This is a genomic window from Acinetobacter sp. UBA1297 (assembly GCF_002307755.1).
Lineage (GTDB): Bacteria > Pseudomonadota > Gammaproteobacteria > Pseudomonadales > Moraxellaceae > Acinetobacter > Acinetobacter radioresistens.
In genome coordinates this window covers 46946-60222 of record NZ_DBUF01000015.1, presented here as the reverse complement: position 1 = coordinate 60222, position 13277 = coordinate 46946, and the positions used below count along the sequence as shown (strand labels likewise).

Genomic DNA, 13277 nt, shown 5'->3' with positions numbered 1-13277 from the left:
CTTCTAGCGAAGTTGAACGACGCCGCGCAAGCGCTTAAGCGTTATAGAGATACCGGGTTCAGCTCTTTTTAGCTAAACCCGGTGGCTTCCACAAATTTGGAAAGTCGGAGAACGGACATGCCACGTATTCCTGTAATCAATACCAGTCACCTTGACCGTATTGATGAATTACTTATAGACAATTTTGAAACTGGTGAATTTAAACTTCACCGCTCAGTCTTTACAGATCAGGCGCTGTTTGATCTAGAGATGAAATATATCTTTGAAGGCAACTGGGTATACTTGGCACATGAGAGCCAGATTCCGAACAATAACGACTATTACACTACCCATATTGGCCGTCAGCCGATCATCATTGCACGTAACCGTACCGGTGAACTGAATGCTATGATCAATGCCTGCTCGCACCGCGGTGCACAGCTTTGCCGTTACAAGCGCGGCAACAAGGCCACTTATACCTGTCCATTCCACGGCTGGACATTTAATAACTCTGGTAAGCTGCTTAAAGTAAAAGATCCGGCAGATGCAGGTTATTCTGACTGTTTCAATAAAGACGGTTCACATGACCTAAAGAAAGTGGCACGTTTTGAAAACTATAAGGGTTTCCTGTTTGGCAGTTTAAATGCTGATGTACCCCCTCTTGAAGAATTTCTGGGTGAAGCTACCAAAATTATTGATATGATTGTTGGCCAGTCTGATGAAGGACTGGAAATTCTGCGTGGTGCATCGACTTACACCTATGAAGGGAACTGGAAGCTTACTGCAGAAAACGGAGCCGATGGCTACCACGTTTCTGCCGTGCACTGGAACTATGCCGCGACAACCCAGCAACGCAAGGAAAAACAGGCTGGTGATAATGTTCGGGCCATGAGTGCAGGCGCATGGGGCAAGCAAGGTGGGGGTTCTTATGGTTTTGAAAATGGCCATATGTTGCTCTGGACCCAATGGGCCAATCCGGAAGACCGTCCCAACTACAGCAAGGCTGAAGAATACACCGAGCGTTATGGCGCCGCGATGTCCAAATGGATGATTGAACGCTCACGAAATTTATGTCTGTATCCAAATGTCTACCTGATGGATCAGTTTGGCTCACAAATCCGGGTATTACGTCCCCTAGCAGTAAATAAAACTGAAGTAACCATTTACTGTATCGCCCCTAAAGGTGAATCACCTGAAGCCCGTACACGCCGCATTCGCCAGTATGAAGATTTCTTCAATGCTTCTGGCATGGCAACTCCGGATGACCTAGAAGAATTCCGTGCCTGTCAAGCAGGATATGCCGGCATTGAACTGGAATGGAACGATATGTGCCGTGGATCTAAGCACTGGGTACAAGGACCAGATGATGCAGCTAATGAAATTGGTTTAAAACCGAAACTTTCCGGTATTAAAACTGAAGATGAAGGGCTGTATCTGGCCCAGCATCAGCACTGGTTACATGAGATGAAGAAAGCTATTGCAGCAGAAAAGGCGCTGGCTGATCAAGGAGAGAACGCATGAATGCAACAGCGAACCTCGAAACCGTAACACTGGAACAGGTCAGCCAGTTTCTTTTTAAAGAAGCCCGTTTTCTGGATGATGAACAGTGGGATGAATGGCTGGCCTGCTATGCACCGGAAGCTTCTTTCTGGATGCCTGCCTGGGATGATGATGACAAACTCACTGAAAACCCGCAGTCTGAAATCTCCCTGATTTACTACCCTGACCGTCAAGGACTTGAAGACCGGATTTTCCGGATTAAAACAGAACGTTCAAGTGCCACCATGCCTGACACCCGTACCAGTCACAATATTTCAAATATTGAAATAGTTGAACGTGAAGGCGGCAAGGTCACGGTACGTTTTAACTGGAATACTTTGAGTTACCGTTATAAAACCAGCTACAGCTATTTTGGTATGTCACGTTATATGATTGATTTTTCAGGTAGTGAAGCAAAAATCCTGAGCAAATATGTAGTGCTTAAGAACGACTATATCAATCAAGTCATTGATATCTACCATATCTAACATGTATCAAATCTCAGCCAAACGGAATGTTGGCTGAGCGCTCCAGTTTTAATATTTTTGCAGGATTCAAGCCATGTCAAACCACAATGTAGCACTTCAATTTGAAGATGGCGTTACCCGATTTATCAGTGTTGCTCAGGGTGAAACTCTGTCAGATGCAGCTTATCGCCAAAAAATCAATATTCCTCTGGATTGCCGTGATGGCGCCTGTGGTACATGTCGTGCGTTCTGTGAATCTGGCAGCTATGACATGCCAGAAGAAAACTATATTGAAGATGCACTTACACCGGAAGAAGCCGAAGAAGGTTATATTCTGGCCTGTCAGTGCCGCCCTACTTCAGATGCCGTATTTCAGATCCAGGCATCTTCAGATGTATGTAAAACTGAAATCCATAAATTTCAGGGTACTCTATCACGGGTTGAAAACCTGTCTGACTCGACAATTACATTTGATATTAAACTTGATGAAGGCCAGCCAGATATTCATTTTCTGGCTGGGCAGTATGTTAATGTTGAGATTCCGGGAACTACGGAAACCCGTTCCTATTCTTTTAGCTCAAAACCGGGCAATCGCCTGACTGGTTTTGTTGTGCGTAATGTGCCCAATGGCAAAATGAGCGAGTTTCTAAGCAAAACTGTAAAACCGGGCGACAAGATGAGTTTTACCGGTCCATTTGGCAGTTTTTACCTGCGTAATATTAACCGCCCGGTTCTCATGTTGGCAGGCGGCACAGGTATAGCACCGTTCATGTCAATGCTACAGGTACTGGAAGAAAAGGGCTGTGAACAGCCTGTACGTCTGGTTTTTGGTGTAACCAATGACTTTGATCTGGTGGCTCTTGAAAAACTTGATGAGCTTCAGGAAAAATTTCCGTGGTTTGAATACTGCACAGTTGTAGCTAACCCGGAAAGCCTGCATGAACGTAAGGGATATGTGACCAATCATATTGATCATGATTGGTTAAATAGCGGTGATGTAGATATTTATCTTTGCGGACCAGTGCCAATGGTCGAGGCAGTACGCGGCTGGCTGGACGCTGAAGGTGTCAAACCTGCAAACTTCCTGTTTGAAAAATTCTCTGCAAATTAATCTCTGTGGAGAAGCTTATGAATATGCAAAGATTTAATAATAAAGTAGTCATTGTTACTGGGGCAGCTCAAGGCATTGGTCGTGGAGTAGCTTTGCATGTAGCGGCAGAAGGTGCTCAGGTAGTGATGGCAGACCGCTCTGACTATGTAGAAGAAGTATCAGCCGAAATTAAAGCGGCGGGTGGTAACGCTGTCACCATTCAGGCAGATCTGGAAACTTTTGCCGGTGCTCAGGCAGTCGTGAGTAAAGCAGTGGAAACTTATGGTCGTGTTGATGTACTGATCAATAATGTGGGTGGTGCCATCTGGATGAAACCTTTTCAGGAATTTTCTGAAGAGGAAATCATCAAGGAAGTAAACCGTTCACTTTTCCCGACTTTATGGTGCTGTCGTGCAGTTTTACCAGAAATGATTAAAAATCAGTCCGGTGTTATTGTTAATGTCTCTTCTATCGCTACCCGTGGTATTAATCGTATTCCCTACTCCGCTTCTAAAGGTGGTGTAAATGCCATGACGGCATCTTTAGCATTTGAACATGCCAAAGATGGAATCCGGGTCAATGCTGTAGCGACAGGCGGAACTGAGGCACCGCCACGGAAAGTGCCCCGGAATGACAGCCCAATTTCAGATGCTGAAAAACACTGGATGCAGGAAGTGGTTGACCAGACGATTGACCGGTCTTTAATGCACCGCTATGGAACTATTCAGGAACAAGTAAATGCCATTGTTTTTCTGGCTTCTGACGAGTCATCGTATATTACCGGCAGTGTCATACCGGTAGGTGGAGGTGATCAGGGTTAGACCTGATCTTATATAAAAAGATTCAACAGGATCATTGAATTTAATTGCATGGAGGCGAATGCGCAATGGCAACCCTGTTCAGGACATTAAAAGCAGACTGGTCAATTTCAGCAACTGTCGCAGGATTTCTGGCCGTGCTGATTTCTTATTCAGGTCCTTTAATTATTTTTTTCCAGGCGGCACAACAGGCTAATGTTTCTAGTGCCATGATGATTTCATGGATCTGGGGGATTTCGATCGGTGCAGCAGTTGCAGGAATTTACCTGTCCATACGCTATAAAACTCCGGTAATTACTGCCTGGTCTGCTCCGGGAACTGCCCTGCTGGTCACGTTATTCCCTCATATTTCCCTAAATGAGGCAGTAGGTGCCTATATCACTTCTGCATTAGTAATTTTTGCCATCGGTGCCACTGGCTATTTTGATAAATTATTGAAATGGATTCCTCAGGATGTAGCAGCTGGCATGATGGCGGGGATTTTATTCCAGTTCGGTCTGGGACTGTTTAAAGCTACAGATAGCATGCCCATCATTGTATTTGGCATGCTAGGGGTTTATCTGGTCGCAAAACGTTTAAGTCCACGCTATGCAATGATCTGGGTTTTAGTGTCTGGCATCGGTTTAAGTCTGATTCTTGGAAAAATGAATCCGGTTGAAATGAATTTTTCCCTTGCCATTCCACAATTCATCATGCCTGAGTGGTCATGGAATTCCACATTAAACCTGACTATTCCACTGATTCTGGTCAGCCTGTCCGGACAGTTTTTACCGGGTATGGCAATTATGAAACTGAGCGGCTATGACACGCCGGCCAAACCGATTATCAGTGTTACCAGTATTGCCTCTCTTGCTGTGGCCTGTGTAGGGGGTATCACTATTGTACTGGCTTCAATCACGGCAGCATTATGTATGGGTAAAGATGCCCATGAACTTAAAGACAAGCGTTATATTGCTGGGATCGCCAACGGTATTTTCTACATTTTGGGCGGTCTGTTCGCTGGCAGTATTGTCATGCTTTTTAGTTTGTTACCCAAGGAACTGGTAGCTGCATTGGCAGGACTTGCATTATTAGGAGCGATTGCCACCAATATTAGTATGGCAATGAAAAATGATGCTCAGCGGGATGCAGCGCTGATTACATTTTTAGCCACTGCCTCTGGCATGCATTTTCTGGGCCTTAGCTCGGTTTTTTGGGGTATCTGTATTGGTGTAATTGCACATCTGGTACTGAGTAAACATGAGCCAATTACGGCTGCTGTGGCTTCTACGCAAAGCTCAAAAAGCTGAAACAGGTTATCTATTTGACTAGGACATATTATGATTGATAAAAGCAGGACTTCCTTAGCCGAAGTGCTTTCACAGATTAAAGACGGCTCTACCATCATGATTGGCGGCTTCGGTACAGCCGGCCAGCCAGCTGAACTCATTGATGGCCTGATCGAGCTTGGCGTGCAGGATCTGGTCATTGTAAATAACAACGCCGGTAACGGTGATTATGGTCTGGCCAAACTGCTCAAGTCAGGTGCTGTACGTAAAATCATCTGCTCCTTCCCGCGCCAGTCCGACTCCTGGGTTTTCGATGAACTCTACCGTGCCGGCAAGATCGAACTGGAGCTGGTTCCGCAGGGTAATCTGGCCTGCCGTATCCAGGCGGCCGGTATGGGCCTTGGACCCATCTATACACCTACCGGCTTCGGCACCCTGCTGGCCGAAGGCAAGCCTACCCTGCACCACGAAGGCAAGGACTATGTGCTGGAAAACCCGATCAGGGCTGACTTCGCCCTGATCAAGGCTCATCAGGGTGACCGCTGGGGCAACCTAGTCTACCGTAAATCTGCACGCAACTTCGGTCCGATTATGGCCATGGCAGCCGAGGTCACCATTGCCCAGGTCTCCGAGGTGGTAGAGCTGGGTGCACTGGATCCGGAACATATCGTGACCCCGGGAATCTTTGTCCAGCATGTCGTGGCAGTCACGCCATCGAGCCCGAATACCCACGCATAAGCCGCCAAGGAGAATATGATGAGCTATACCAAACTGACCCGTGACCAGATTGCAGCCCGGGTTGCCCAGGATATTCCGGATGGTGCCTATGTCAACCTGGGTATTGGCCTGCCGACCAAGATTGCCAGTTACCTGCCAGAAGACAAGGATGTATTCCTGCACTCGGAAAATGGCCTGCTGGCCTTTGGTCCGCCACCGGCAGCGGGTGAAGAAGATCCGGAACTGATCAATGCCGGCAAGGAATACGTCACCATGCTGCAAGGGGGTGCCTTTTTTCATCACGGAGACTCGTTTGCCATGATGCGTGGTGGTCATCTGGATATTTGTGTACTCGGCGCTTTTCAGGTGGCTGAAAATGGTGATCTGGCCAACTGGCATACCGGAGCAGCAGATGCCATCCCGGCAGTTGGTGGGGCGATGGACCTGGCTGTAGGTGCCAAGAAAGTATTTGTAACCACGGACCATGTCACCAAAAAAGGTGAACCGAAAATTGTAGCCGAACTCAGCTACCCGGCAACCGGCCTGAAATGTGTTGACCGTATTTATACCGACCTGTGCGTGATTGATGTCAGTGCGGAAGGTCTGAAGGTCATCGAGAAAGTCGACGGGCTGTCTTTTGACGAGCTGCAGTCACTGACCGGTGCCCGCCTGTTTGATGCCACCTCAAATTGATAGATTCACTGTCCCCATGCAGCAGAGAATAGAAGGTCAGAACCCATGAAGAATGCTTATATTGTTGATGCCATCCGTACTCCCTTTGGCCGTTATGGCGGCGGTCTGGCAGCCGTCCGTGCTGATGACCTCGGTGCCGTACCGATTCAGGCCTTGATGCAGCGTAACCCGGGCGTGGACTGGAACCAGCTCGATGATGTGATCTATGGTTGTGCCAATCAGGCGGGTGAAGACAACCGTAATGTCGGCCGCATGTCAGCCCTGCTGGCAGGTCTGCCATATCAGGTACCAGCCACGACGGTTAACCGGCTGTGTGGCTCGTCCATGGATACCATCGCCATGGCAGCGCGTGCCATCAAGGCCGGAGAAGCCCATCTGGTCATTGCCGGTGGGGTAGAAAGCATGACCCGTGCGCCCTTTGTCATGGGCAAGGCTGAATCGGCTTTTAGCCGCAGCCAGAAGATTGAAGACACCACCATGGGCTGGCGGTTTATCAATCCCAAGCTGAAAGAAATGTATGGTGTTGAAACCATGCCACAAACTGCCGAGAATGTCGCTGAGCAGTTTGGCATTAACCGGGCAGACCAAGACCGCTTTGCCCTGACCAGCCAGCAGCGCACGGCTGCCGCCCAGCAGCGAGGTTTCTTCGCACACGAGCTGACCCCGGTAACGATACAGCGTAAGGGGGAAGCAGTAGTGGTTGATAGCGATGAACATCCACGTGCCTCAACCACGCTTGAGGGCCTGACCCGGCTTAAACCTGTAGTCAAGGCAGAAGGCACGGTCACTGCGGGCAATGCTTCAGGAATTAATGATGGTGCAGCCGCAGTACTGGTGGCTTCAGATGAGGCTGTTGCCCGGTACCAGCTCAAGCCGCGTGCCAGAATTGTTGCGGCGACCACGGTAGGCGTTGAACCCCGGATTATGGGCTTTGCCCCGGCTCCGGCCATCCGGAAACTGCTGGACCAGACGGGCATGAGTCTTGAGCAGATGGATGTGATCGAGCTGAATGAAGCATTTGCGGCACAGGCACTGGCCTGCACCCGGGATTTAGGATTGCCGGATGACAGTATCAAGGTGAATCCGAATGGGGGTGCAATTGCGCTAGGTCATCCACTGGGTGCTTCGGGAGCGCGGCTGGTGACCACTGCACTCAATCAGCTGGAGCAGAGTAATGGCCGTTATGCGCTGTGTTCGATGTGTATCGGGGTTGGTCAGGGTATTGCCATGATTATTGAACGGGTTTAAACAATTTCAAGGAAATTATAATGCCAACATTTACTTTAAATGATGTTGCCCTGCACTATCAGACTTTTGGCGATACAGACAAGCCGGCACTGATTTTTTCCAACTCGCTTGGAACTAATTTGAGTATGTGGCAGCAGCAATTGGATTACTTCAAAGCTCACTTTTTTGTCATATGCTATGACACACGCGGCCATGGCAGCTCCTCTGCACCTCAAAGTCCTTATACGCTTGAACAATTAGGTCTGGATGTTATTCATCTGCTTGACCACCTTAAAATACAAACCGCCAGCTTTTGTGGAATTTCCATGGGCGGCCTAACAGGACAATGGCTTGCGATCCATTATCCTGAACGCTTTAATCACGTTGTAGTATGCAATACAGCAGCAAAAATTGGACAGGAACAGGCTTGGCTGGAACGCGCCAGTTTGGTCCGTGAACAGGGCTTAAAGCCTATTGCTGCAACTGCTGCTTCACGCTGGTTTACCGAACCCTTTATCCAGAGCCAAACAGCAATTGTAAAGCACTTGAGTAACGACCTGGCAGCTGGCAGCTCCGAAGGTTATGCAAGCTGTTGTGAGGCTCTGGCTAAAGCGGATTTACGTGATCAGCTTAAAAAGATTAAAGTGCCAGTATTAATTATTGCAGGTACAGCAGATCCGGTCACTACCGTAGAAGATGCTGAATTTATGCTTGAGCGTATTCCAAATGCTCAACTTGCCAAAATAAATGCTTCTCATATTTCAAATATTGAACAGCCTGAAATATTTAATCAGATAATCTCAGATTTTATAAGATAATTTAAAATCTCATTTTCTTTTTAAATTTCAAAACCGGATAAATTAATTTATCCGGTTTTTTATTAAAATTTTTATTAAGTTAAAATAATTTTATACATTTTTATTTTACTCTATCTATAAAATATTTTTAAGATCAAATAATTAAATAATAAGTTTTAGTCATACCTTTATTACATAAATATATACTGATTAAGTTTTTGACTTAATACAAGCTACCGCCTAATTTATCAGCATAATTACTCAGTACTTCACAGATTGGAGGTGAAGAATGAATAAAAGTCAGATCAATATTCATGATCTTATAGACTATGCGAAATTTACGCCTTTTCATTGGAAGGTATTAATTTTATGTCTGATCATTATTATCTTTGATGGTTATGACTTGGTTATTTATGGGGTCGCACTACCGCTATTAATGCAGCAATGGTCATTATCGGCAGTACAAGCAGGCTTACTGGCCAGTGCAGCATTATTTGGAATGATGTTTGGTGCCATGATTTTTGGCACGCTGTCTGACAAACTGGGCCGCAAGAAAACTATTTTAATCTGTGTTTCACTGTTTAGTGGTTTTACTTTTATAGGCGCTTTTGCCAGTGGTCCTGTCGAATTTGCAATATTACGCTTTATTGCCGGGTTAGGTATCGGGGGGGTTATGCCAAATGTTGTAGCCCTTATGACAGAATATGCACCAAAGAAAATTCGCAGTACTTTAGTCGCAATCATGTTTAGTGGTTATGCCATTGGCGGTATGGTATCTGCCTTACTTGGTGCCTGGTTAGTCAAAGATCATGGTTGGCAGATTATGTTTTACATAGCGGGTATTCCTTTACTGTTTTTACCTTTACTCTGGAAACTTCTGCCTGAATCTCTTGCATTCCTGATCAAGTCCCAAGACGAGCAACAAGCTAAAAATATTGTTCAGAAACTATCTCCTCAGCTAGCTGTAGGGTCTGAGACTGAACTTTATTTAAATGAAAACATTGATCATCAGGGTGCACCTGTTCGTGCCTTATTTCAGCGTGGACGTACTTTCAGTACATTCATGTTCTGGATAGCCTTTTTCATGTGTCTACTGATGGTCTACGCTTTAGGAAGCTGGCTGCCAAAACTGATGTTGCAAGCGGGCTATTCACTAGGTGCCAGCATGCTGTTTCTGTTTGCCTTAAATATCGGGGGAATGGTAGGAGCAATTGGTGGTGGAGTACTGGCAGACAGATTCCATCTGAAACCTGTCATTACTACCATGTTTATATTAGGTGCTCTTGCCCTGATCTTACTAGGTTTCAACAGCCCGCAATTTGTGCTGTATAGCTTGATTGCGATTGCTGGTGCGGCAACCATCGGTTCGCAAATTCTACTTTATACTTTTGTCGCACAGTTTTATCCAACAGCTGTACGTTCAACCGGTTTGGGATGGGCATCCGGTATAGGCAGGATTGGTGCAATTGTTGGACCTGTATTAACAGGTGCCTTACTTACACTGGAATTACCACATCAGATGAACTTTTTAGCGATTGCTATTCCCGGTATTATTGCTGCCCTAGCAATTTTTCTGGTCAATTTAAAAGTATCTGTAACTGCTACCCCTGCTCCACCTTTAAATACAACGACCTCATTAAATACTTAACTTATTTATGTGCCCAGGATGGGCACATTACTTCAAGAAATGGAACTAAACTCTATGAATGAATTAAAAACTAAACATCTTGCAGTTTCTTCAGGGGTTATGCTGGCAGCATTTACGGCATCTCTACCGCTTTGGGCAGCTGAATCTCCGCCAGGTAATCAGGATACAGCAGTTCATCAGAGTACACCGCTTCCAGAGAATATTGCAGGAAGTCCCGTACAGCAAAACAAAGCTTCTACTGCTGCTTCAAGTTTACCTGTACTTTTTCCAGTTGAAGATGAATGGAAATTTACCTTAAAAAATGCATATATTGATCGTAATTTTGAACGTTCTGATTTAAAAGATACCGGCAGCTGGTCACAGTCTGCTTCTTTGTTCTATAAATCCAGAATGATTGACACCCCACTTGAGATTGCAGGACTGCCCGTCAAAATTGGTGCAGATGCCTCAGTACAGTACGCGGTACGTTTAAGTTCAGACAAACACGTTGCCGATACTGTTCTACCTTTTAATCCGGTAACTCAAACGCAAGCACGCGACTTTTTAAAATATGGCGCTACCTTAAAACTGGGTTATGACAGAACATTGCTCAGTTTGGGTGAGTTATGGCTGGATTTACCGGTTACTGCCGTAGATGCCAGCCGGCAACTATTGACGTCCTATTGGGGAGCTAATCTTAAATCACAACTGACCGACCAGTTAAATCTGGAAATTGGCCGCATTACCAAGGTTTCGCCACGCAATGAAGAAGACTTCCGCAAGTTTTCTTTTACTTCAAACGGCGTAACCGAATTTTCTGATGGCCTAAACTATATTGACCTGCGTTATCAGATCATGCCAAATCTTAAAGCAGAATATTATTTTGGTAATCTGGAAAATCTATATAACAAGCATTACCTTGGCCTGGATCATACCTGGAAACAGCCAGAGTTTTCAGTTAACTCACGCTTTAAATATTTTAATGCTCAAGATACCGGAAATAATTTTGACATAGATGCACAAAATGTAGGTCTACTAGAAACTCTCAAGATTAAAAATCATAGCTTCGGTATCGGTTACCAGCAAATTATTGGTGAGTCTGCTTACCCGCTTCCAGACGGTTTCTTGCCAGAAACTTATTTTATTAACTGGAATACCACCGGTTTCTTCAAGCAAGATGAAAAGTCATATCACTTTATCTACGGTTATGATTTTAAAGACCATGTACCGGGCCTGAATACGACACTGAAGTATGTATATGGCAATGACTTTAAAACCGCAGATGGCCGAGAAAACAAGGAAAGTGAGTCAAATATTATTGTAAATTATGCATTCCAGCAGCCTGCGCTGAAGGGTGTAGCTCTGCAATATATTCTGATTAATTACGACGTCAAATACGGTAATGACTTTACCGAGAACCGGTTCTTTGTAAATTACACCAAGAAATTTTAAGCTTGCTTAAATATACTTCAAAGCCAGAAGCCCTAAAATTTCATATTTTAGGGCTTGTTTTTTTACCTGTAATTAAAAGTCTTTTTATATTTATAATAAAAATGCCGAATTAATGCCCATATATTTACTAAAATTTCTCATATGGCTACTTTTTAATATTTAATCTCTATAATTGCCAATGCTAACTACTGTGTATATCTTCTTCCTATATAGAAGAAGAGAAAATACGATCATTTATATATTTTAAATAATGATTATCTAGCAAATAGTACAACTGGCATAGCCATAAGGATATCTAGATGAGTGAAGTCATATATACGAAAGAAGAAAAACGCAAACGGGTCTTGGGAATTGTCGGGGCTTCCTCCGGTAACCTGGTGGAATGGTTCGATTTTTATATTTATGCTGTTTTTGCCATGTATTTCCAGCATGCACTTACTGCACCAGATATGACTTCTACCGCACAGGGTATTTATGTCTGGGGAGTATTTGCGGCAAGTTTCTTTATGCGTCCAATCGGTAGCTGGCTTTTTGGCCGTATTGCTGATACCCGGGGCCGTAAACAGTCGATGGTTATTTCTATCAGTTTGATGGCTATCAGTTCTTTCCTTTTCGCCTTACTGCCTACATATGAACAGGTAGGTATGGCAGCTCCATTTTTATTATTACTGGTTCGACTATTACAAGGTTTATCGGTTGGGGGCGAGTACGGAGCGGTTGCAACCTATATGAGCGAGATTGCATTAAAAGGCCAGCGTGGTTTTTATGCTTCTTTTCAGTATGTCACCCTCTCCGGCGGTCAACTTCTAGCGAGTCTGCTGGGTGTGATCCTGCTTGCTTTTATGAGTGAACAACAGTTAATGGACGGCGGCTGGCGTATACCGTTCGTCATCGGGGGTATTACCGCCATTATTTCTTTGCTGGCCCGTAGCCGTCTTGAAGAAACTCTGTCACATGAAGACAGTGAGCGTAAAGAGTCTGGTAGCCTGCGTGCATTATTTCAAAAACACTGGAAAACCTTTTTACTGGTGGTTGGCTATACCTCGGCAGGTTCATTAACTTTCTATGTTATTACTGTTTATTCAAAAACCTACCTAACCAATATCGGTATTGATGGCAAGACTGTCGGTTTTATGATGACCTGTGCCCTATTTGTATTTATGCTGGCGCAGCCGATATTCGGTATGATTTCCGACCGGATTGGACGACGGGCCTCTATGCTGCTGTTTAGTGCCACCAGTGCTATCTTTATCTATCCAGTAATGGTTGTCGGGATGCGACACTTCAGCTACTCACCTGTAATCGTAACGCTCCTGCTTATTTTCCTGATGATGCTGCTAAGCTTCTATACGTCTATTAGTGGCCTGGTTAAAGCAGAAATGTTCCCGACCCATGTTCGCGCACTTGGTGTCGGTTTCTCTTATGCAGTAGGTAATGCATTATTTGGAGGCTCGGCTCCTGCCGTTGCTTTAAAATTTAAAGAAGCAGGGTTTGAAAATACTTTCTTCGTTTATGTTATTGTCATGCTTGTTATCTGTTTCCTGTGTAGTTTTGCACTACCAAAAGAACCAGAATATCTTCATCATGACCACTAATTAATACA

The 13277-nt window shown here is 45.0% G+C and carries 12 protein-coding genes; all 12 read left to right on the top strand.

Annotation, left to right across the window (positions count from 1 at the left end; genetic code table 11):
- Nucleotides 1-117 precede the first annotated feature (117 nt).
- The 12 genes from benA to B3R63_RS07180 all read left to right on the top strand — a co-directional run bounded on the left by benA (nt 118) and on the right by B3R63_RS07180 (nt 13269).
- Nucleotides 118-1500: a benzoate 1,2-dioxygenase large subunit gene (benA, locus tag B3R63_RS07235; protein ID WP_286729445.1), complete on the top strand. Its 1383-nt coding sequence runs from the start codon at nt 118-120 to the stop codon at nt 1498-1500.
- Nucleotides 1497-2006, top strand: a complete 510-nt coding sequence (gene benB, locus B3R63_RS07230; RefSeq protein ID WP_101160666.1) for a benzoate 1,2-dioxygenase small subunit — start codon at nt 1497-1499, stop codon at nt 2004-2006. The genes benA and benB overlap by 4 nt, the downstream gene beginning before the upstream one ends.
- A 73-nt stretch (nt 2007-2079) precedes the next feature.
- On the top strand, nt 2080-3096 hold the full coding sequence (benC, locus tag B3R63_RS07225; protein ID WP_286729442.1) for a benzoate 1,2-dioxygenase electron transfer component BenC: 1017 nt from the start codon (nt 2080-2082) through the stop codon (nt 3094-3096).
- A 17-nt stretch (nt 3097-3113) separates the two neighbouring features.
- Nucleotides 3114-3896 carry a benzoate diol dehydrogenase BenD gene (gene benD, locus B3R63_RS07220; RefSeq protein WP_248131922.1) on the top strand — a complete coding sequence of 261 codons (783 nt, stop codon included), beginning with the start codon at nt 3114-3116 and terminating at the stop codon, nt 3894-3896.
- A gap of 65 nt (nt 3897-3961) precedes the next feature.
- Complete coding sequence (gene benE, locus B3R63_RS07215; protein ID WP_005026182.1) at nt 3962-5182, top strand: benzoate/H(+) symporter BenE; 1221 nt, start codon at nt 3962-3964, stop codon at nt 5180-5182.
- Between the two features lie 30 nt (nt 5183-5212).
- Nucleotides 5213-5899, top strand: a complete 687-nt coding sequence (locus B3R63_RS07210) for a 3-oxoacid CoA-transferase subunit A (protein ID WP_248131926.1) — start codon at nt 5213-5215, stop codon at nt 5897-5899.
- Between the two features lie 18 nt (nt 5900-5917).
- The gene (locus B3R63_RS07205) at nt 5918-6571 is read left to right on the top strand and encodes a 3-oxoacid CoA-transferase subunit B (protein ID WP_286729438.1); all 654 of its coding nucleotides are present in this window, start codon (nt 5918-5920) and stop codon (nt 6569-6571) included.
- Between the two features lie 45 nt (nt 6572-6616).
- On the top strand, nt 6617-7819 hold the full coding sequence (gene pcaF / locus B3R63_RS07200; RefSeq protein ID WP_286729436.1) for a 3-oxoadipyl-CoA thiolase: 1203 nt from the start codon (nt 6617-6619) through the stop codon (nt 7817-7819).
- Between the two features lie 20 nt (nt 7820-7839).
- Nucleotides 7840-8616 (top strand): 3-oxoadipate enol-lactonase, encoded by a 777-nt coding sequence (gene pcaD / locus B3R63_RS07195; RefSeq protein WP_286729434.1) that lies wholly within the window; start codon nt 7840-7842, stop codon nt 8614-8616.
- 268 nt (nt 8617-8884) lie between these two features.
- A complete protein-coding gene (locus tag B3R63_RS07190; RefSeq protein WP_111281399.1) occupies nt 8885-10243 on the top strand; it encodes an aromatic acid/H+ symport family MFS transporter in 1359 nt (452 codons plus the stop codon).
- A gap of 18 nt (nt 10244-10261) precedes the next feature.
- Entirely contained in the window at nt 10262-11674 is a 1413-nt protein-coding gene (locus B3R63_RS07185) for an OprD family outer membrane porin (RefSeq protein WP_286729430.1), read from the top strand.
- A 299-nt stretch (nt 11675-11973) separates the two neighbouring features.
- Entirely contained in the window at nt 11974-13269 is a 1296-nt protein-coding gene (locus B3R63_RS07180; protein WP_005406307.1) for an MFS transporter, read from the top strand.
- Nucleotides 13270-13277 lie beyond the last annotated feature (8 nt).